The sequence below is a fragment of the Anaerococcus octavius genome, from assembly GCF_900445265.1.
Lineage (GTDB): Bacteria > Bacillota > Clostridia > Tissierellales > Peptoniphilaceae > Anaerococcus > Anaerococcus octavius.
This window is the reverse complement of sequence record NZ_UFTA01000002.1, coordinates 202429-224739: the sequence shown is the minus strand read 5'-3', so window position 1 is coordinate 224739 and position 22311 is coordinate 202429. Positions and strand designations below refer to the sequence as shown.

Genomic DNA, 22311 nt, shown 5'->3' with positions numbered 1-22311 from the left:
TTTTACTTTACTTTTGACAAATTTTAAGGGTATAATATTTTGATTACAGAAAGAAGGCATAAATGTTAACTCTAAAAAATATATCTAAAATTTACAAGACTGGAGATTTTGAGCAAAAAGCTTTGGATAATATTTCCATATCTTTTAGGCAAAATGAATTTGTCTCTATTTTGGGTCAGTCAGGAGGTGGTAAAACCACTTTGTTAAATATAATAGGTGGGCTTGACCACTACACTTCAGGTGACCTTTTAGTAAATAATAAATTAACTAAAAATTTTACAGATAATGATTGGGACTATTACAGAAATGTATCAGTAGGTTTTGTTTTCCAATCATATAACCTTATTATCCATCAAAATATATTATCAAATGTAGAACTTGCTCTAACCTTATCTGAAGTTTCCAAAGATCAAAGAAAGCAAAAAGCTATAGCAGCCTTAGAAAAAGTGGGGCTTGGCAAACATATTAATAAAAAACCTTCAGAATTATCTGGTGGGCAAATGCAAAGAGTTGCCATTGCAAGAGCTTTGGTAAATAATCCTGATATAGTACTTGCAGATGAACCAACAGGAGCCTTGGATACGGAAACTAGCCAGCAGATAATGAAATTATTAAAAGAAATCTCCAAAGATCGCCTAGTAATAATGGTAACTCACAATCCAGAACTAGCAGAAATTTATTCTACAAGAATAGTTCGCATAAAAGATGGGCAAATAATTGGTGATAGCAACCCTTATAAGGAAATAAATGAAAATGATAATTTTAAAACAAGAAAAATAAAATTAGGATTGCCTACAGCTATAAGCCTTTCTTTTAATAATCTTTTAACTAAAAAGGCAAGAACAATTTTAACGGCATTTGCGGGATCTATAGGAATAATCGGTATAGCTCTTATTTTATCAATATCTACTGGTGCCAATGATTTTATAGCTGATAGCCAAAGAAAAGCTTTAAAAGCTTATCCCATACAAGTAAAAAAAGAATCAGTAAATATATCATCTCTTATAACACCACCAAAAACCGAAGAGAAAAACCACAAGGACAATAAAATATACACCAATAACTTCATCTTGGATCGTAGGTCAGATTTGGCTTCAAATGTAAAGGAAAATAATCTCACCCCTTTTAAAAAATATATAGAAAAAAGCAAAGACGATTTAAATAAAAATGTAGGGCCGCACTTTGTTAGCTATCTTTATGATATGAACTTTGATATATTTACCAAAGATCCAAAGGGAGAGCTAGTAAATACAAACGGAGAAGATTTTGAAGAGGATAATCGTCCAGAATTTGCTAGTATGTTTGAGCCTAGCCAAGATAATAAAAATTTCACTCAATTAATAAGCAAAGATGATGGGAGTATTAGCCCAATAATAACAGATGAATATGAAATAGTAGATGGCCACTGGCCAAGAAAATCCAATGAGCTAGTGTTATTTACCGATTATAATAATGAAATCCTAGCATCTCATATGTATGAACTAGGATTTTTGCCAGCAAAAGACTATAAAAATATTATTGCAAAACTAGATAATAATGAAAAAGTTGACCTAGATGAAATCGGCATAAAATCATCTGATATTTTAGACCATGAATACAAAATAGTATCCCCTTCCGATTACTATGAAAAAAATGGTGATAGTTTTGTAAACATAAAAGATGATGAAATAAAAGTAGATGAAATAGTAAAAGATGGCGTAAGTGCAAAAATAGTTGGTATAGCAAAAAGAAAAACTAATGAAGATAATCAAAGTTGTAAATGGTACTATTGGATTTACAGAAGGTCTAACCGATATGATGATAGAGCACGCAAATGCATCTGAAATTGTAAAAGCACAAATAGCAGACAAAGACAAAAATATTCTAAATAATCTGCCATTTAAAGCACAAAATGATGATGACAAACAAAAGGCAGCAAAATATTATCTAGAAAATTTAAATGACAAAGACTCTTTAGCCTTTTCTACTTGGATAGTTAAAAATAAGCCAAAAATTGCAGAACAAGCACAAAAAAAGACTGGAGAAATGCAAAAGCAAGCTATGATTAATCCAAGCCTTATGCAAGCACAAGATAAAAATAAGCAAAATGCAGATATTAAAGAACAAAACCAACTTGCCCAATACATTTTAGAAGAAAACAACAAAGATACTCTAATTGATATTTACGATGAGTTTTTATCTGGAAATTCCTACAACAAAAACTTAGAAGATCTAGGAGTTGTAAGCAAGGATGCACCAGCAGAAATAGACATTTATGTAGAAAACTTTGAAAATCGTGAAAATATCAAAAATGTAATAGATAAATACAATCAAGGTAAAAGTGAAAACGAGCAAATAAACTATACAGATATTATTGGACTAATAACAAAATCAATCACAGATATAATTAATGCTATTTCCTATGTGCTAATAGCCTTTGTTGGAGTAAGTTTGGTAGTTTCTTCAATAATGATAGGAATTATAACTTATATATCAGTTTTAGAACGTACTAAAGAAATAGGCATCCTAAGATCCATTGGTGCTAGCAAGGCAGATATCATAAAAGTTTTCATGTCTGAAACCTTTATCATAGGTTTATTATCAGGTTTAATCGGCATAGGAGTTACTATGATTTTAAATATACCAATTACAAATCTAATTAGAAATCTAACAGGAGTAGATTATATAGCATCCACCCTTCCAGTTAACGCTGCGGGAATTTTGGTTTTAATTTCAGTAGTTTTGACATTAATAGCTGGAATCATCCCATCAAGCATGGCAGCTAAAAAAGATCCTGTCGAGGCACTTAGGGAGGAATAAAATATAAGGCAAAAGAGCCAAATATAGATTTTTAAGTAGCAAAGCTATTTGGCTCTTTTTTTTACATAAATTAATTTAAATTTATCATATATCTTTTCTAAAACATATCAATTAGGTTAGCCATTTCAATAGCAGATAGAGCAGCATCGCTTCCCTTATTTCCTGATTTTACACCTGCTCTTTGGATTGCTTGATCTATGGTATCTGTTGTTATTACTCCAAATATTATTGGTTTTCCAGTATTTAGACTTACATTTGCTACTCCCTTTGATACTTCAGCACATACATAGTCAAAATGTGGCGTATCTCCTCTAATGACTGCTCCAAGTGTAATTATGGCATCGTAGTCTTTTTTACTTGCTTTTTGAGCTGCTAGTGGGATTTCAAATGCTCCTGGTACTCTGATGATTTCTATTTCCTCATCCTTTACCCCATGTCTTTTAAGAGTATCTAGACATCCTTCTACTAGTCTATCTGTTATAAAGTGGTTAAATCTTGCTACTACTACTGCGTATTTTTTGCCTTCACTTGTTAATTCTGCACTATATTCTTTCATTAATTTGCTCCTTTAAATTCTTGTAAGTCATGTCTCATTCTATCAGCTTTTGTTTTTAGATATATTTTATCAATCTCGTTGGAATGAATTTCTATTGGAACTCTATTATTTACTTTTATATTATATTTTTCTACTTGCTCTATTTTATCTGGATTATTGGTTAATAATCTAACAGATTTTACTCCAAGCTCTTCTAGGATATCTGCAGCTATCCTGTAATTTCTCATATCTGCAGGAAAACCTAACTTAATATTCGCATCTACAGTATCATAACCTTCTTCTTGAAGTTTGTAGGCTTTGATTTTATTAAATAAACCAATACCTCTTCCTTCTTGTCTTAGGTAAACCAAAACTCCAGATCCTTCTTTTTCTATCATTTCTAAGGACTTGTGTAATTGTGATCCACAATCACAACGGCGAGAAGCAAATACATCTCCTGTTAAGCACTCAGAGTGTATCCTACATAAAACATCTTCTTTATTTATAACACCTTTTATAAGTGCTATATGTTCTTCTTCATTTTCCTTATCTAGAAAACTTATAGCCTTAAATGTTCCATAGTCTGTTGGCAAGTTTATTATATCTGTTTGTTCGATTAATTTTTCCTTTTCCCTTAATTTCTCAAGTTTATATTTTTGGATTTGTTCGACACTTGTCATTTTCAGATTAAATTTCTTTGCTAATTTTTCTAAGCCCTCACCTCTAAGCATATGACCATCTTCTGCCATAATTTCACAACAAACCCCAACTTCTTCTAATCCTGCAAGCTTCATTAAGTCAATTGTTGCTTCTGTGTGTCCATCTCTTACCAGAACTCCACCTTCCCTTGCTATTAGAGGGAAAACATGGCCAGGACGTCTTAAATCACTTGCTTTTGTAGATAAATCGCACAAACTTCTGATAGTATCAGCTCTTTCAAAGGCAGAAATGCCAGTTGTAGTATTAATATGATCAACTGATACTGTAAAAGCTGTGGAATGATTGTCTGTATTCACCGCAACCATTGGTTCTAGATTAAGTCTATCAGCTACATTTTGGCTGATAGGTGTACATATAAGTCCCTTACCGTAGCAGGCCATAAGATTAATCATATCTCCTGTAACATTTTGACCGGCACAAATAAAATCTCCCTCATTTTCTCTATTTTCATCATCTGTAACTATTATTATTTCATTATTTCTTAGTGCTTGTAATATTTCTTCCATTATATTTAAAAACCATTTTCTAATAAAAAGTTTTTGTCCACCCTTTCTTTATCTTCTGTCAATTTTTCTATATATCTTCCTATAATATCAGTTTCTATATTTACCTGATCATTTATCTTTTTATACTTAAAATTCGTAGCTTCTAAAGTTTCTGGAATAAGAGAAACTTCAAAAATATCCTTATCTGCCATCGAAACAGTAAGTGATATGCCATCTATGGCAACCGATCCTTTTTTGACTATATATTTTGAAATATCTCTTGTTGTTTTAATTCTATAGACATTTTTATTTATAGCAATTATATTTCCAAGTCCATCAACATGACCTTGGACAACATGACCGTCAAGTCTTGATCCAATTCTCATGGCCCTTTCAAGATTGACCTTTTTTAATAACATTGATCTATCAAATTTAGTGACTTTTAATGATTCATTCATTATATCAGCAGTATAAGATTTATCTGTAAAAGATGTAACAGTTAGGCAAACGCCATCAGTCATTATCGAATCACCCTTTTTGATATCTTCTAAGACTTTATCTGCCTTAACTTCAATGGTGACATGGTCAGATTTTTGGGTAAATCCAACAACTTCTCCTATTTCCTCAGATATTCCAGTGAACATTTTTTGCCTCTATCAAAATATCTGTATCAAACATAGATACATTTTCTATATCAAACTTATAAGCATCACTCATAAACTCACATCCCTTTCCAGTAAAAGGAGAAAGCGTCCTTTCACCAGAAATGATTTTTGGACTAATAAACTCATAGATCCTATCTACTAGATCAGCTTCTAGAAAAGTATTATTTATATGTGATCCTCCTTCTACTAATACTGAACCAATATTCATAGCATAAAGCTTATATAACAAATCATTAATATCTACTTGTCCATTCTTATCCTTGCATCTGATCAAATCTACTTTGTAAGGATTTTCTTTATCTGAACAAGTTGCTACGTAAGTCTTTTTATCAGACTCTAGATCAAATACCTTTAAATCTTCTGGTAGTTCTAGTTTACTATCTATTATTATCCTAACAGGATCTATGCCAGCTTCTATTCTAGAATTAAGAGAAGGATTATCATGTATAGCTGTAGTCTTTCCTACTATAATAGCATCGTATTTACTACGTAATTTATGGACATGCTCCCTAGACTTTTCATTGCTTATCCATTTAGAATCACCATTTGCACAAGCAATTTTCCCATCTAAAGTCATAGCATATTTTAAGGAAATAAAAGGTCTATTGTATTTCATATTATAAAAAAATACTTCGTTTAACTTTTTCCCCTCTTCTTCAAGTAATCCAGTATAAACTTCTATACCATGATCTTTAAGCTTTTTTATACCGTCTACCTTAGGATTGGTATCAATATTTGAAATATAAACTTTGCTTATGCCCTGTCTTATAACTTCATCAACACATGGTGGTTGTTTTCCTTGGTGAGAACAAGGCTCTAAGTTTACATATAAACTTGCACCCTTAGCATCTTCTGTAAGATTATTAAAGGCATCTCTTTCAGCATGAAGATTGCCATAATTATGATGGTAACCTTCTCCTATGATCTTATTATTTTTGACAATTACAGCTCCAACCATAGGATTTGTTAGAACCTTTCCTTCACCCTTTTTTGCTAATTCAAAAGTTCTTTTCATCAACTTTTCATCATTCATCTTGCCTCCTTAAAAGCTTCGGGCATATAAAAAAAGCCCCTGAACTCAGGGACTTGTACGTTGAGATTCTAAGTAATACACAAATGAATTACTCTTATTTCTTCTCTCATCCAGACTATAACTGTCGGTTTAGGAATCGAACCTAATCAGCTTTCGCTCGCAGACTTTACTGCCGGTGGAGACTTGCACTCCGCCCTGAAGAATTTAATATTTAATTTACAATTATATTGTAATAGATAATTATTTATTTGTCAAAACGATTGCACAATATATTTTTCATGATTATAAAAAACAAGTATGTGTAATAAAAAAACAAGAGACTCAATTTAAGAGTCTCTTTGCAATAAGTATATTATTTAATTTTCATATTCTTTTTTCTTTTTACATAATCCATGACTTGCAATTTTAAGAATATTATTCCAAGAATAGTTATATTGACTTGCATAATTATTAAATATTCCAAGCTTTCTTATAATCTTTTATTAAGTTTTTTTAAAATATTACTATTTAATTTTTTTCTTTTTTTTATATATAATTTAAAAAAGAGACCATTTTAAATGACCTCTTTTAATTACTATATTTGTTTATTTTTCATTATCCTCTGCTTCTGTTTCTATTTCACTTCTTACGAATTCTTCAGCAGCTTCTTCCATTTTTTCGTTATCTATATTTGATCTATCTATTAGTTTTTCTAATTTTTCTTCGTCTTTTTTAGAAAAATCTTCATTTTCATCTACTTTTTTTCTCATATAATGGCTAATTCCTAATCTTTTATAGGATTCGTATTTTATTGCAGATCTTTCTTTTAGCCAAGCTGCTACTAATACTATCATCATTAGTATGCCGACATAGCCTATTATTGGATAGAATATTGATACTAGCTCTTTAAAACCGCCAAAGCTTAGTACAAATCCTACTAGGGTTAGTACTACTAAAAATATTCTAAATCTATTTTCTTTTCCTTTTGAAAATCTACGTGCTAGGGCATAAAATAGGGAAATACCTGTATTAAATATCATACCAAATATTACCAAAGCCATTAGTATTCCGAGTATTGGATTTATGTCTTCAATTATGTATAGCATTGGTATATCAAGCTTACCTACTTCTTCTACTCTAATAAAAAGTGTAAATGATATTAAAATTCCTAGTATACCAGCAATTGCTCCACCTAATAGACCTCCTATTCCAGCATCTGTTGTATTTAATTCTTCTCCACCTAATACAAGTCCCATTGAAACTCCACTCATTAGGCACATTCCGTAATAATTAAATGTGGAAAATATTACACTATTAAAATTTGATGGTAATTGTGTAGCTATGCTATTTAGTTGATTCCAATCTGGATGATAATTAAAGAATGTATATAAAGAACCTATTAGTGTAAAAATAATAATTAACGGTGTAAATGACCCTATAATTTTGGATACTTTATCAAAATCCATCATGCCCACTATTATTATAAGGGCTGCACAAATAACTTGTCCTATCCATTTTTTGATGCCAAAGGCTTCATTTAAGTTTGATCCTGCTCCAGCTATCATTACAAATCCTATAACAAAACAAGTAAATATCAAGGAATAGTCCATAAATTTAGCCATGTATTTATTAGTAATTTCTCCAAATACTTCTGAGTGGTCTATTGCCATATAGTGTGATCCTAATTGCAAAAGAACTCCGCCTATCAATGTATGTAATAATCCTACCATTCCTGCTCCAATAAGACCTGGTATTCCTAGTGAAACAAAATATTGTAAAAGTTCTTGTCCTGAAGCAAGTCCCGCTCCTGTTACTACTCCTACATATGCTAACATTATTACTAGTGATTTTTTATTCATAGTTCCTCCATATTAATTACTATACTTTTTTATAGGGTATGTGTAAATATTTGTAAAGTACTTTAGGAAATGAACTAGTGAAATTATTTAAAGTTTCAGCTTATTTCTTATAATTTTAAAATATATAATATATTTTTGTATAAAAAAAGAGCAAGTTTTACTTACTCTTTTTAAAATATTTATAATCCTCTCGAAGTGCCCTTTGGGCTCTTCTTACTTAGTTATCTAAATTTAAGCTTTACTTAATCTTAGAGATAGATGTCAGATGCTTTGCATCTAACAACCATGTATAGATTGGGACTATTTATCTATTTTTGTTACTACTCCTGATGCTACTGTTCTTCCACCTTCACGTACTGCGAATCTTAGTCCTTCTTCTAGGGCTATTGGTTTTTGTAGTTTGATTTTGAATGTTGCGTTGTCTCCTGGCATTACCATTTCTACGCCTTCTTCTAGTTCGATATCGCCTGTTACGTCTGTTGTTCTAAAGAAGAATTGTGGTCTGTATCCACTGAAGAATGGTGTGTGACGTCCTCCTTCTTCTTTGGTTAGTACGTATACTTGTCCTTCGAATTCTGTGTGTGGTTGTACGCTGCCTGGTTTTGCTATTACTTGTCCTCTTGAGATTTCGTCTCTTTGGATTCCTCTTAGTAGGACTCCTACGTTGTCTCCACTTTCTGCTTGGTCTAGTGATTTGTGGAACATTTCTACGCCTGTTACTACGGCTTCTTTTGTTTTGTCTGTTAGACCTATGATTTCTACTGTGTCGTTTACTTTTAATGTTCCTCTTTCTACTCTTCCTGTTGCTACTGTTCCTCGTCCTGAGATTGTCATTACGTCTTCTACTGGCATTAGGAATGGTTGATCGTTGTCTCTTTCTGGTACATCAAAGTATTCGTCTACTTGTTCCATTAGGTCTAGGATTTTGTCTGTCCATTCGCCTTCTCCACCTTCTTGTAGTGATTTTAGGGCGCTTCCTACTACTACTGGGGCTTCGTCTCCGTCGAATTCGTATTCGTTTAGTAGGTCTCTTACTTCCATTTCTACTAATTCGATTAGTTCTGGATCGTCTACTTGGTCTTCTTTGTTTAGGAATACTGCGATTTTTGGTACTCCTACTTGGCGGGCTAGTAGGATGTGTTCTCTTGTTTGTGGCATTGGACCGTCTGCTGCAGATACTACTATGATTGCTCCGTCCATTTGTGCTGCTCCTGTGATCATGTTTTTAACGTAGTCTGCGTGGCCTGGAGCGTCGATGTGAGCATAGTGTCTATTTGGTGTTTCGTATTCTACTACTGATGTGTTGATTGTGATTCCACGTTCTCTTTCTTCTGGTGCTTTATCTATGTTTTCGTAGTCTACGAATTCGCCTGTTCCGTATTTTTTGTTTAATGCTTGTGTAATTGCTGCTGTTGTTGTTGTTTTACCGTGGTCTACGTGACCGATTGTTCCGATATTTAAGTGTGGTTTTGTTCTTTCGAATTGTTGTTTACTCATTGTTAACTCCTATTAATTATTTATCTAATATTTGTTCTTTTACTGATTCTGGTACTTGAGCGTAGTGGTCAAATTGCATTGAGTAAGTTGCTCTACCTTGTGTCTTACTTCTTAGATCTGTTGCATAACCAAACATTTCTGAAAGTGGGATGAAGGCATCTAATATGTGGATACCATCTTTTGGATTCATACCATCGATTTTACCACGACGGCTTGATACGTCTCCCATTACATCTCCTAGATATTCATCTGGTGTTGTAATTTCTACTTTTTCTACTGGTTCTAGTAAAACTGGTTTTGCCTTTTCTACTGCATTTTTAAGACCCATAGATCCTGCTACGTGGAAGGCTACTTCTGATGAGTCTACTTCGTGGTATGATCCATCGTAAAGTATAACATGCATATCTACCATTGGATATCCACCTAGGATACCGCTAGATGCTGCTTCGCGTACACCTTCTTCAACTGGTCTGATGTATTCTTTTGGTACTGAACCTCCGACAATTTGTGATTCAAATGTAATACCGCTTCCTTCTTCACCTGGGATTACTCTTAAGTGAACATCACCGTATTGACCAGAACCACCTGATTGTCTTACAAACTTACCTTGTGCTTCAGATTCTTGTGTGATACCTTCTCTGTAAGCTACTTGTGGGTTACCGATATTAGCTTCTACTTTGAATTCTCTAAGTAGCCTATCTACGATAACTTCAAGGTGAAGCTCTCCCATTCCTGAGATGATTGTTTGACCTGTTTCTTCATCTGATTTTGTAACGAAAGTTGGATCTTCTTCTGCTAGTTTTTGAAGACCAATAATCATTTTATCTTGTGAAGCTCTTGTTTTTGGTTCGATTGCAACTGAGATTACTGGATCTGGGAATTCCATTTTTTCAAGGATGATTTGATTATCTTGATCACATAGTGTATCCCCTGTTGTTGTATCTTTTAGTCCTAATAAAGCTACGATATCTCCAGCATATGCTTTTTCGATTTCTTCTTGTTTATTAGAGTGCATTTGCATGATACGTCCAACACGTTCTCTTTTACCTTTTGTTGCATTATATATATATGAACCTGACTCAATTGTACCTGAGTATAGTCTTGTGTAGATTAGTTTACCTACATAAGGATCAGTTACAACTTTAAATGCTAGTGCACTTGTTGGTGCATTATCATCAGGTTTTCTTTCCATTTCTACTGATTCATCTTTTGGATCGATACCTTTTATACTTGGTACGTCAAGTGGGCTTGGCATAAATTCAATGATAGAATCTAGAAGTGGTTGTACACCTTTATTTTTGTATGCTGAACCGCATAGGCATGGGAAAATCTTTTGTTCGATTGTTCCTTTTCTAATAGCAGCTTTGATTTCTTCTACAGTTATTTCTTCACCTTCTAGATATTTCATCATAATATTATCATCAATTTCTGATAATTCTTCTAAAAGGTTGTTTCTGTATTCCTCAGCTTGCTCTTTTAAATCTGCTGGTATTTCTCCATATAGTGGGTGAGCACCTAAGTCTTCTGTATTATATGTTACAGCTTCCATAGTGATTAGGTCTACGGCACCTTGGAAATCTTGTTCAGCTCCTATTGGAATTTCTATAGGTACTGCATTTGCTTTTAATTTATCTTTAATTGTGTCTACTGACATGAAGAAGTCTGCCCCAGTCGCATCCATTTTGTTGATAAAACAAATTCTTGGGATGTGGTATTTGTCAGCTTGTCTCCATACAGTTTCTGATTGTGGTTCTACTCCGCTTTTAGCATCAAATAAAGCTACAGCACTATCTAGTACTCTTAGTGATCTTTCAACTTCTACTGTAAAATCAACGTGTCCTGGAGTATCGATAATATTTATTCTATGGTCTTTCCAAAAAGCTGTAGTTGCAGCAGATCCGATTGTAATACCACGTTCCTTTTCTTGGTCCATGGAGTCCATTACTGCTGTACCATCGTGAGTATCACCTATTTTATAAATTTTACCAGTATAATATAGCATTCTTTCTGTTACTGTAGTTTTACCGGCATCGATATGAGCCATGATTCCTATATTTCTGGTATCTTTTAGTGAAACTTGTCTAGGCATTTATCCCCCTGAAATTAATATCTGTAATGTGCAAAGGCTTTGTTAGCTTCTGCTGCTCTGTGCATTTCTTCTTTTCTTCTAACAGCTGCACCAGAGTTGTTAGATGCGTCTAGAATTTCTTTTGCAAGTCTTTCTACCATAGTTTTTTCACCACGAGCTCTTGAGAAATTAACTAACCATCTTAAAGCTAGAGTTTGTCTTCTTTCTGGTCTAACTTCCATAGGAACTTGGTAATTAGCACCACCGATTCTTCTTGCTTTAACTTCAAGTGTTGGCATAATATTTTCAAGTGCTTGGTAGAATACTTCTAGTGCGTCATTTCCTGTTGTTTCTTCTATAATGTCAAATGCATCATAGACAATTCTTGTTGCAAGGCCTTTTTTACCATCTAGCATAACGTTATTGATAAGTTTTGTAACTACTCTATCGTTATACTTAGCGTCAGGCATTACTTCTCTTTTTGGTATATGTCCCTTTCTTGACACTTTGCTTCCCTCCTTTACCAATTATTAAGTAATATCATTAGTACTCGACTAATTATTTGTCGTCAGTGTGCATGCATATACCATAATTTTCTATAATAATTTAATAATTTATTTTATAATTATAGGTACATTATGCACTTATATTTCTAGATCCTAGTTTTGGTCTTTTTTCGCACCATATTTAGATCTAGCTTGTTTTCTTCCATCAACTCCTGCAGTATCAAGAGTACCTCTTATGATGTGGTAACGCACACCTGGAAGGTCTTTTACTCTTCCACCTCTAATTAGTACAACGCTGTGTTCTTGCAAATTGTGACCAATCCCTGGAATGTATGAAAGTACTTCAGCACCGTTTGTAAGTCTAACTCTGGCAACTTTACGTAAAGCTGAGTTAGGTTTTTTAGGTGTTACAGTTCTAACAGATGTACAAACGCCACGTTTTTGTGGTGATTGGTTAGGAGTAACTCTACCTTTAAGTGTATTGTAGTTGTAACCTAAAGCTGGTGTGTTAGATTTTGTTTGTGTACTTTTTCTACTTTTTCTAACAAGTTGGTTAATTGTAGGCATAATGCACCTCCTTTTCTTTTTATACTTATAAATGGCATACCTATGCCAATACTTAATAAGTGTACTATCTTAGCCTGCTAATGTCAAATGATTTGTCAAAAAGAAGTTAATAAATATTATATAGAAGCTTTTAGCAAAATATACTTATAAATCTGCCCTATAATAAATAATTATTTAACAAAATAAAAGATGATTTGTGGGTATATATAAGTAAGTAGTAATAAAAGAATTAAATATTAGGAGGATATATCAATGGATATAACATTTGGCGGAAATAAAGTAAATTTAATAGGAAATGAAATCAAAGTTGGTGACAAGGCTCCAGCATTCAAGGCAACTATGAATGACCTAAGCGAATGGTCAAGCGAAAATTGTGATGATAAAGTAGTAATTTACTCAGTAGCACCATCACTTGATACAAGCGTTTGTGCTCTTCAAGCTAAAAAATTTAACAAAGAAGCAAGTGAATTAGACGGAGTAAATGTAGTAACAATTACAGAAGACCTTCCATTTGCTCAAGCAAGATTCTGTTCTAATGAAGGGATCGAAAATAATCTAATGGTTTCAGATTACAAAGATCGTGAATTTGGAGAAAAATACGGATTCCTAATGGACGAAAACAAACTTTTAGCTCGTGGTGTTGTAATTGTTGATAAAGATGGCACAGTAGCATACGTGGAATATGTACCAGAAGTAACAGATGAAGTTGACTTTGATAAAGCTTTAGAAGAAGTTAAAAAACTTATTTAATTATTAATTTCAAATGAAAAATAGGCTAAGTGCTTAGCCTATTTTTATTTTACAAATTTATAAATATTTTTTATTCAACCGTTACTGATTTCGCTAAATTTCTTGGTTTATCAATATCTAAGCCTAATTTATTTGCCACTTCATAGGCAAGTAATTGTTGTGGGATAACCGCAAAAATTGCTTGGTACATATCTCTACATTTTGGTATCTGTAAACAAATATCATAAGTTTGTTCTATATCCTTATCTATATCTTGTGTAATTACAATAGTATATGCTCCACGTGCCTTTACTTCTTTTATATTTGATAATGATTTTTCTCTAAGATTTTTTTGAGTAACTATATTTATTATAGGCACTCCTTCTTCTATAAGAGCAATGGATCCATGCTTTAATTCTCCAGCTGGCATCGCTACAGAATTAATATAAGAAATTTCTTTTAGTTTTAATGCTCCTTCTTTTGCTGACAAATAATCTAGTCCCCTACCTAAATAAAAAACTGCTGGAGCATCTTTTATTTTTTCAGCAATCTTATCAATTACTTGATCTTTTTCTAAATATTCTTTTATTAAAGCTGGATAAGTTTTAAATTCACGAACAATTTCACTTACATAGTCTTCATTATAAGTTCCTATTTTATATCCAAAATCTAAACTAAGTAAATATAGAGCCATAAGTTGAGCTGTGTATGCTTTTGTAGATGCTACTGATATTTCTGGACCTGCATCGCAATATATTACTTTGTCTGCTTCTCTATCTATGCTTGAACCAACAACATTTGTTATAGCTAGCACTTTTGCCCCACGTTTTTTAGCTTCCCTAAGAACAGATAATGTATCTGCTGTTTCTCCAGATTGACTTAGAACTATTAAAAGACTATCTTTAGTTAAAAATTGCATATTATATCTAAATTCAGATGCAAGTTCTGCACTAACTGATTTTTTTAAGGCATCTTCCATGGATATTTTCCCAGCTTCTGCTGCATGAAAAGCTGTTCCGCAAGCTGTTAGATATATGTGATCAAAGGATAATATTTCTTCTTTAGTAAAAGAAGTATCTCCTAAGTTTATAAAATCTCCTTTAATCTTCCTAATTAAAGAATCCTCTATAACCTTTGGCTGCTCGTGAATTTCCTTTATCATAAAGTGATCATAACCATTTTTACTAGCTGCTTCAACAGACATATCTACATGAATAATTTCTTTATTTACTTCTTTATCCTTAAGTTCAATTTTATATTTTCCATCTTTAATAGTTACTATTTCTTCATCATCTAGGTAAATTACATCTCTAGTATAATTTAATATTGCTGTTATATCTGATGCTGCAAATACACCATTATCTATAATACCTAATATAAGTGGGCTTTCTTTACGAACTAGAACTAATGTTTCTGGATCTCTGCTAGATATAACTGCCAAACTAAAAGATCCTTCTAAAAGATCTACTACTTTTTTTACACTTGTAGATAGATCTTTTTCATAGTATTTATCTATAAGATTTGCTATAACTTCGCTGTCAGTTTCTGAATAAAAAGAATATCCGTCTTTTATTAAATCTTCTTTCAATATTTGATAATTTTCAATAATACCATTGTGAACAATAGCAATATCTTTTTTATTGTTTACATGTGGGTGGGCATTTTCTTCTGTTGGTTTGCCATGAGTTGCCCATCTAGTATGACCGATACCAATATTTGCCTCTGACGGATCATTGTTTGCCTTTTCTATCAGAGCATCTATATTTCCACTTTTTTTGATAACATCTATAGAATTTTCATTCAAAAGGGCGATACCTGCTGAATCATAGCCCCTATACTCTAATTGTTCTAATCCCTCTAGTAACTTTTTCTTACAACTTTCGCTTCCATTATATGCAACAATTCCACACATTATAAACCTCCTTGTGGTGAGGGTTTACTGTAATGATTTTGTTATCCTATTACTAGAAATATTTGTACATTACTAAGGCTGTAATACCTGTGGAGCATCCGCCGAATTTTTCGATAACTCCACTCCTCGTCAACCAAAAGGTCCTGGCGCTTCTTATATTTTTTCCCTCAAAAATTTTTGCTCTTTTATTATAACATAATGCAAAAAAATATTATCGTTTTTTTAAATAAAGTTATAATAAAATTGATATAATATTATCAAATAATTTTGTACATATAATGGAGTGTTTTATTTATAGTTTATAAAATGTACTATGCTTAGTAGCTAAGTGTTAAGAAAAACAAGTTATAATATAAAAATTAATTTATTATTCCATAAAAAAACCAACTAAATACTTAGCTGGTTTTAATTTATTTATTCTATATTTTGCCAATCTTTTTTACCAAGGGCAATATTTTTTATATAATCTGCTACATTATTTTCTACAATCATTTCTCTATCTATAAAATATACACCTGCTGCAGCTGCTATCATTTTTATTTGGCTAGTGTCATCGTTAGAATTTGATGTTATTAGAACTGGCTTTGCATCCATACCAAATTGCTTGCTGTCGTTATTAATCTCATATAGGTCTTCATTTTTTATATTGCCTTCTACTGTAGAAATTATAATAGTTGAAAATCCTTTTGTGCATACTAGGTCGAGTACGTTTTCAATTGCTAGACTATCTTCCCTGTAATCATCGTAAGCCTTCCACCTTAGATTTACTTTTATTTTTATATCGTCAAAAAATTCTGAATATTTTAATAATTCAAAGTAAGTATAAACTCTAAGCAGGCTATCTTTTCTACTAAAAAATTCTCTAAATCCTGCATCTCCATATTCATAGTTTAACATAACTTTCTTTTCTAAACTTTCTGCATATGGTTTATTATCTATATGGTTAAATATTCTAGTATCTGTAAGCTTACCTTCTTTATCCATAGCTTCTATTATATTATTAAATTTCTTCGCAAATCCCTTTGGATTATCCACTTCATATTCATAGCTAAAGTTTAATTTATCTGAATATATACTATAGCTATAAGCATAATTTTTCTCTGCTAGCTCAGTTTTTACTAGATTAAAGTATAAATTATATTCCCACATATTTTTAGAAATAAATTCTCCAATAACTTTAGAAAGCTTGTCGTTATATGAATGTAGTTTCAAGCTGCCAGGATTTTTTGGGAATTGATAAGCAATTAATATTTCTTCTTTAATTAATTGGTCTAAGAGGTTTTTTAATGAGTTATATTTGCCGGCATCATTTTTTCTAAATTTAAAATCTCCAACTTCTATTAAGCTATGTTGGTCTTGTTTTGGAAAGTTATCTATATTTAGCCTATAGTATTTTTCGCTAGCATTAATTGCTTCAATAGAATTTTTCCAGTCATCAGAACTTAAATTTATATATGTTTGCCATATTCTTGGATAATATTTCTTTAACCTAGTTATACTTACAAGGCTATCATTATCTATAATTCTAGCATTATTTAAGAAAAAAGTTTCTTCTACTGTTAGCGAACTGTTATATATATAGTAATCGAGAGCCTTATAATTACCGCACCAATTATTAGATCCTATATATTCTACAAATTCTAATCCTATTAGTTCTTCTCTTTTGGCATCAGCATGAGAATTTAAAGTAAGATCTACTATGGAATTTTCTTTGCTGTAGTCCTTAAACTTATCGTAAGTTATAGTTTCAATTTTTAAAGATTTCTGTAATCTCTTATTTTTTAGAAAATTTTCTATCCTATATATTTTATTTGAATCAACAGGATAATCGCTTAAAAAAATAAGTTTTTCTGGATAAAACTTAATAGCAGCAATTATATTTGCCCACAAATTTTCATCGCTTTCTAAAAATGGTTTGTAGATAGTTTTTACTCTTTTTGAAGAAACCAAAGGTATAGAATCAATTATCATATAATCTACCGCTTTGATATCTGTGCTTTTATTTCTTTTTATTATCAAAGTAAGATCATCTTTTATTTGGTAATAATCATTAGAAAGTTGTTTTAAATCTGGACTAGCTTCATTTAATATTTCCTCTATTTCATAGGTTAAAATATTTAATGAGTTATTGGTATAATATTCATTTTCTATTATGCTATCAGATAATTTATATAGTTCTATCCACAGTGGTCTAAGTTTTATTAAATACTCATTGTCATCCCAAAGTGTATTGTTTAGTATATTGTTAACTCGAGATCTTACTTGTTCTTCTTTATAGATGGTCTTTTGCCTTATAATTTCATCAATTTTTTGTGAAATTTTTGACAAATTATCTTCACCACCTTTTTTTAGTACTTTGGAATGAGTATTAGAAATTAACGGATGATACTTATTTCTGTAATCCACATATTTTTTTTGATCAACATAAGAATATGATCTTAGCTGTTCATCTGTTGGAACTTTAAATCCTTGGACTATCATAAATCTATTCCGAGAATGATGTTCATAATCAGCTAGCATATCATGTAGACTTGCTTTGCCATCATCACTATCTTTGTATATTACTTCTTTAGAAAATTTGAAGGCTACATCATCACTTTCTTTTATTCCAGCCATATATTTGTAATATTCTATTGAGAGGGCAACTCTAAGAGAGGATTTGAGATTATAAAAATCATTTTCTATAAAATTTGACCAGACCATTTCATTATCTACTCTTTCACCGTGGTTACTAACTATGTGATATCTATAAAATTCAAAGGCTTCATCTAAAAGCTTGTCACTAAAATATCTATTTTTAGAAGTAGATGTAGAGGTAAGGTCTAGATTATAAAAGGCAATATTTCCCTCATGCCTAATATCTACTTTATGATTATTTCTAGAATAATTTAAAATAATCCTTTTTTTGCTATCTGCTTTAAACTCATTGTATAAAATATCTCCCATGCGAGGGTAATTATAACCAGATGGATCTAGGATTAATATATATGACTGGTATATTCTCTCATTTAAAGGAAAAAAATTTATATTTGCATATGCCTTATCAGTGATCTGTGGATTTATATAATCATTTACTAGTTTTTTATTTAAGAAAATTTTACTAGTTTGTGATAGGAGAGGATTTTCTTCTATCATCTCTTTATAAAAAATCTTAGGATTCCTATCATAAAATGAGATATTTAAGTTGACATCTTTGATATTAGCTACTGAAAATATATAGCTAAAGAATATCTTTGATACATCGTTATTACCTACTATAGCAACATCAATATTTTTCTTTTCCTTATCTTCTGTAATATAGTTATATAGTCTATGATAGTCTAGAAAATAAGATGCTGATATAATTGCGGAGAATTCTTCATCATCTCTAAATCTAATATTATCTTGTATTCCTATTAGCCTATCTTTAAAATCTCTTACACTAATTAGCCTATGAATTGATAAGGTATCTTGCAATAAGCTAACAATCTCATCCTCGGATTTTTGATTAATTAGAATTTTATTTGACTTATGATTTAGGACTTCTCTTAGATTTCTTTCTAATAGATCCATATCTTCATTTTCTTTTACTGTCGGAGTCCTAGCCATCAATAATGTAAAAAATGTAGCTGCTAGCATATATAAGTCTATTTCTTCGGTAATAAATATTTCTTTTCTTTTAGAAATATCAGAAATAAATCTAATCTCTGGTGGGATAAAGGTCTTATCACTAGGCATGGCAAATTCATTAATTTGATCAAGCTCATTTAGATCAATAGCTGCATCAAAGTCAAATAATTTTACCCTGCTATTATTATAATCATAAAGTATATTAGCAGGTTTTAAATCCATATATATAATATCATTATTATGTAGGTGGATTAGTATATCTGCTGTTTGAATAAGAATATCTACAATCCTTGCCAAATCTAAATTATAATACTTATCCACACTAGTAGCAGAATCCACCTCATAAAGAGAATATAAAAATGAATTGTCTATCTCTACCCTATAAGGTCTTACTATCTTGCTATCAAAAAAGCTATCCATCTCCAAAATTCTAATATGCTTATTATAGGCATCAATAAATTTATTTCGATCTTTTTTTATTCTCTGTTCATCCTTGCTAGTAATTGCATCAAAATATAATTCCAGTCTGTTAATAGGATTTCTTTCTGCAACAATATTATCCTCATTGTAGTTTGGATAAAATTCTTTCATAATCATTTTTTTAATAGGTGGATAGGTATCATCTACCGATACCTCATAAACAAGAGCAGAAGCTCCTTCTCCTATGAGTTTATTTACTTCAACCTCATATTTTACTTCACCCATCATAGAAATAATATTAAATTTTTCACCTACAAGTGAGCTCCTATTTGTCTTAATATTTTCTGTAAGCCCATTTATAAAATCTTCTTGTGAATTAAAATCTTTCATCTTTAATACCTTTTCTAGTAATTTATCAACAAAAATTCTATATAAGATATCTTTATATAATGTGAATGTAAGTTGATAAAATATGTTATAATCCTTATAACTATTATACATTATTTTCCTTTAATGATATTTAGTTTTATTTAAGAAATATAATTAATTACTATATTATCAGGCAAAATAAGTTAAGCAATATTATAACATTTTTTTACTAAGATGAGTATATTTATGTTATAATTGTTCTAATACTATATAAAAAATAACTTTGGAGGTAAGCATGAAACTTGGAGTTCATGATTTAATGTTAAGAGAAAACGGCAAATCTAACCAGGAATTCTTTGAAGACACTAAAAAAATAGTTTTAACCTTAGATGAAATGGGTTATGATAGATATTGGTTTGCTGAGCACCATAACTACGAAAATTTACTAGCTGTGGCACCAGAAATCATTTCTTCTTATTTTCTACCAATAACAAAAAATATACATTTAGGTGCTGGTGGTTGCATGATAATGCATTATTCACCACTTAAGGTAGCAGAATTATTTAAAACTATGGCAGAACTTGCACCAGGCAGAGTCGACTTAGGTATAGGTCGTGCTCCAGGATGTGGAGTATCTGAAACAAGAGCTTTAAACCACAAATTTGATGAAAAAACACCTGAATTATATGATGAAATAGAAACTATCCTTGATTATTTGCAAGATAAAAAGCCAAAAGATCCTATATATAGGTTTGTAAAAGCGGTACCAACAAATAACGAATCATTGGTTAATCCATGGATGCTAGGCTCTACAGGTAAATCTGCTCCTAAGGCAGCTGAATGGGGATTGCCTTATTCTTTTGCTAAATTTTTCTTAGTAGAAACTCCTGCTGAAGTCTTTAAACAATATAGATCTGACTTTAAGCCATCTATCTATGCGGATAAGCCGTACATATCTATATCTTATAAAATTCTTATAAGCGATGATAAAGATGAACTAGAATATTTAGGAAAATCTTTTGAATATTTCCATATTCAACAAAATAATGGAGAATTCAATGGCGTAACTGATCCTGAAGAACTTAAAGATTACAACTTTAGCCTAAATGAGCAAGCAATACTAAAAAAAGGTTATGATAATAATTTCCTAATCAAAGGCAGTAAACAAGAAGTTGCCGATATTCTAGAAAAAGAAATAGAGGAGTTTTATATAGATGAAATCCTATGTTTCACTCCTATTTTTGGAGTAGATAATAGAATAAATACTTATAAATCACTAAAAGAAATATTTGACTAATTTTATATCAACCCTAGTAATCAATTAGGGTTGATTTTTACTTACATTTTTAATTCTACAATTAAAAGTTATAGAACTTATTACAAAATCAATATAAATGGCACTGTATTTATAAAGGATAGTATATGAAATACTATAATTTAAACGGAGAAAATATTTCTAGATTAGGTTTTGCTTGCATGAGATTTAATACTATAGATAATGACAACAGCAAAATCGATAAAGAAACTTCTTCAAAAATAATTCTAGAAGCAAATAATCTAAGAGATAAAATTTATTTGACAACAAAGCTTCCTTGCTGGCTAGTAAAAGAAAAGAAAGATTTCTATAAGTTATTAAATGAACATCTCGAAAATCTTAGAACTGACCATCTTGATTTCTACCTGCTGCATTCTTTAGATATTAAAAGGTTTAATGAAATGGTTGATTTAGGTGTATTTGAATTCTTAGATGAAATCAAGGAAAAAGGATTAGTCAAAAATGTTGGTTTTTCTTTCCATGATGAATATTCTTCCTTTGAAAAAATTATAAAATCTTATGGTTGGGACTTTTGTCAAATCAAGCTAAATTATCTAGATATTAATTACCAAGCTGGATTAAAAGGATATAAACTTGCAAAAGATATGGGCATATCGGTTGCTATAATGGAGCCAATAAAGGGATCTCGTTTAGCTAATCCTCCTGAAAAAATATCAGATTTATTAAAAGATTTTACAGACTTAAGTCCAGCTCAAGAGGCCTTAAAATTTCCTCTAAGTCTAGATAATGTTATGACTGTTTTAAGCGGTATGAATGATATGAATCAAATAAGAGAAAACATTCATATGGCAAGCTCTGTTGATTATAATTCTTTATCAAAAGATGATATAGACTTTTATGAAAAGGCTCTTTTTATATATAAATTAAAAGAACAAATAGGATGCACTGCTTATGAGTACTGCTTACCTTGCACAGTAGAAATTAACATACCTAAAGTCTTCTCTCTTTGGAATAATGCTTACCTATATGATGAGAGTAAAAAAAGCAGAAAGCAATATAAAGATTATCTAAAAAATGGAGTAAGTCCAATAGAATGCATAGAGTGTGGTAAATGTGAAGAAATATGTCTACAAAATCTCGAAATCATTGAAGGACTAAAAAAAGCTAATGCCTTTTTAGCCTAGAAATTATTTATGTAATTTTTACTAAAAAATAAAAAAACCACTGCCATAATTTTTCATTAGGCAGTGGTTTTTGTTTTTTGAGTTTAAAATATATTATTT

Annotated in this window: 16 protein-coding genes and 1 riboswitch; of the genes, 5 read left to right on the top strand and 11 right to left on the bottom strand. The window is 31.1% G+C overall.

Going from position 1 to position 22311, the window contains the following annotated elements:
• The first annotated feature begins 62 nt into the window (after nucleotides 1–62).
• Together DY249_RS09240 and DY249_RS09290 are read left to right on the top strand one after the other, a co-directional pair.
• A complete protein-coding gene (locus DY249_RS09240) occupies nucleotides 63–1823 on the top strand; it encodes an ABC transporter ATP-binding protein (RefSeq protein WP_218565041.1) in 1761 nt (586 codons plus the stop codon).
• Entirely contained in the window at nucleotides 1738–2799 is a 1062-nt protein-coding gene (locus DY249_RS09290; RefSeq protein WP_245943476.1) for an ABC transporter permease, read from the top strand. Before DY249_RS09240 ends, DY249_RS09290 begins: the two co-directional genes overlap by 86 nt.
• Nucleotides 2800–2896: 97 nt before the next feature.
• On the opposite strand, the gene ribH is transcribed toward DY249_RS09290, so the two are convergent.
• From ribH to rpsL, 9 genes are all read right to left on the bottom strand, one after another.
• Nucleotides 2897–3355 (bottom strand): 6,7-dimethyl-8-ribityllumazine synthase, encoded by a 459-nt coding sequence (gene ribH, locus DY249_RS01170; RefSeq protein ID WP_101540954.1) that lies wholly within the window; start codon nucleotides 3353–3355, stop codon nucleotides 2897–2899.
• On the bottom strand, nucleotides 3355–4560 hold the full coding sequence (gene ribA / locus DY249_RS01165; RefSeq protein ID WP_101540956.1) for a GTP cyclohydrolase II: 1206 nt from the start codon (nucleotides 4558–4560) through the stop codon (nucleotides 3355–3357). Before ribA ends, ribH begins: the two co-directional genes overlap by 1 nt.
• A gap of 5 nt (nucleotides 4561–4565) precedes the next feature.
• Nucleotides 4566–5183 (bottom strand): riboflavin synthase, encoded by a 618-nt coding sequence (locus DY249_RS01160; RefSeq protein ID WP_115594897.1) that lies wholly within the window; start codon nucleotides 5181–5183, stop codon nucleotides 4566–4568.
• On the bottom strand, nucleotides 5164–6237 hold the full coding sequence (gene ribD / locus DY249_RS01155; protein WP_115594896.1) for a bifunctional diaminohydroxyphosphoribosylaminopyrimidine deaminase/5-amino-6-(5-phosphoribosylamino)uracil reductase RibD: 1074 nt from the start codon (nucleotides 6235–6237) through the stop codon (nucleotides 5164–5166). Before ribD ends, DY249_RS01160 begins: the two co-directional genes overlap by 20 nt.
• A 94-nt stretch (nucleotides 6238–6331) precedes the next feature.
• A riboswitch (FMN riboswitch) is annotated at nucleotides 6332–6444 on the bottom strand.
• A 377-nt stretch (nucleotides 6445–6821) separates the two neighbouring features.
• Nucleotides 6822–8075: a YkvI family membrane protein gene (locus DY249_RS01150; RefSeq protein ID WP_115594895.1), complete on the bottom strand. Its 1254-nt coding sequence runs from the start codon at nucleotides 8073–8075 to the stop codon at nucleotides 6822–6824.
• Nucleotides 8076–8375: 300 nt separating this feature from the next.
• Nucleotides 8376–9572 carry an elongation factor Tu gene (gene tuf, locus DY249_RS01145; protein WP_115594894.1) on the bottom strand — a complete coding sequence of 399 codons (1197 nt, stop codon included), beginning with the start codon at nucleotides 9570–9572 and terminating at the stop codon, nucleotides 8376–8378.
• 16 nt (nucleotides 9573–9588) lie between these two features.
• Complete coding sequence (gene fusA, locus DY249_RS01140) at nucleotides 9589–11661, bottom strand: elongation factor G (protein ID WP_115594893.1); 2073 nt, start codon at nucleotides 11659–11661, stop codon at nucleotides 9589–9591.
• A gap of 14 nt (nucleotides 11662–11675) precedes the next feature.
• A complete protein-coding gene (gene rpsG, locus DY249_RS01135) occupies nucleotides 11676–12146 on the bottom strand; it encodes a 30S ribosomal protein S7 (protein ID WP_101540200.1) in 471 nt (156 codons plus the stop codon).
• Nucleotides 12147–12299: 153 nt separating this feature from the next.
• A complete protein-coding gene (gene rpsL / locus DY249_RS01130) occupies nucleotides 12300–12713 on the bottom strand; it encodes a 30S ribosomal protein S12 (protein ID WP_101540201.1) in 414 nt (137 codons plus the stop codon).
• Between the two features lie 252 nt (nucleotides 12714–12965).
• Between rpsL and tpx the strand changes: the two genes are divergently transcribed.
• Nucleotides 12966–13463 (top strand): thiol peroxidase, encoded by a 498-nt coding sequence (gene tpx, locus DY249_RS01125; RefSeq protein ID WP_115594892.1) that lies wholly within the window; start codon nucleotides 12966–12968, stop codon nucleotides 13461–13463.
• Nucleotides 13464–13533: 70 nt separating this feature from the next.
• Here the strand turns inward: tpx and glmS are convergent, their stop codons facing one another.
• Entirely contained in the window at nucleotides 13534–15354 is a 1821-nt protein-coding gene (glmS, locus tag DY249_RS01120) for a glutamine--fructose-6-phosphate transaminase (isomerizing) (RefSeq protein WP_115594891.1), read from the bottom strand.
• A 414-nt stretch (nucleotides 15355–15768) separates the two neighbouring features.
• On the bottom strand, nucleotides 15769–19773 hold the full coding sequence (locus DY249_RS01115; RefSeq protein WP_172540041.1) for a protein kinase domain-containing protein: 4005 nt from the start codon (nucleotides 19771–19773) through the stop codon (nucleotides 15769–15771).
• Between the two features lie 274 nt (nucleotides 19774–20047).
• On the opposite strand from DY249_RS01115, the gene DY249_RS01110 reads away from it, so the two are divergent.
• A complete protein-coding gene (locus DY249_RS01110) occupies nucleotides 20048–21049 on the top strand; it encodes an MsnO8 family LLM class oxidoreductase (protein WP_115594889.1) in 1002 nt (333 codons plus the stop codon).
• Nucleotides 21050–21174: 125 nt separating this feature from the next.
• Entirely contained in the window at nucleotides 21175–22212 is a 1038-nt protein-coding gene (locus DY249_RS01105; protein WP_115594888.1) for an aldo/keto reductase, read from the top strand.
• The last annotated feature ends 99 nt before the right edge of the window (nucleotides 22213–22311 follow it).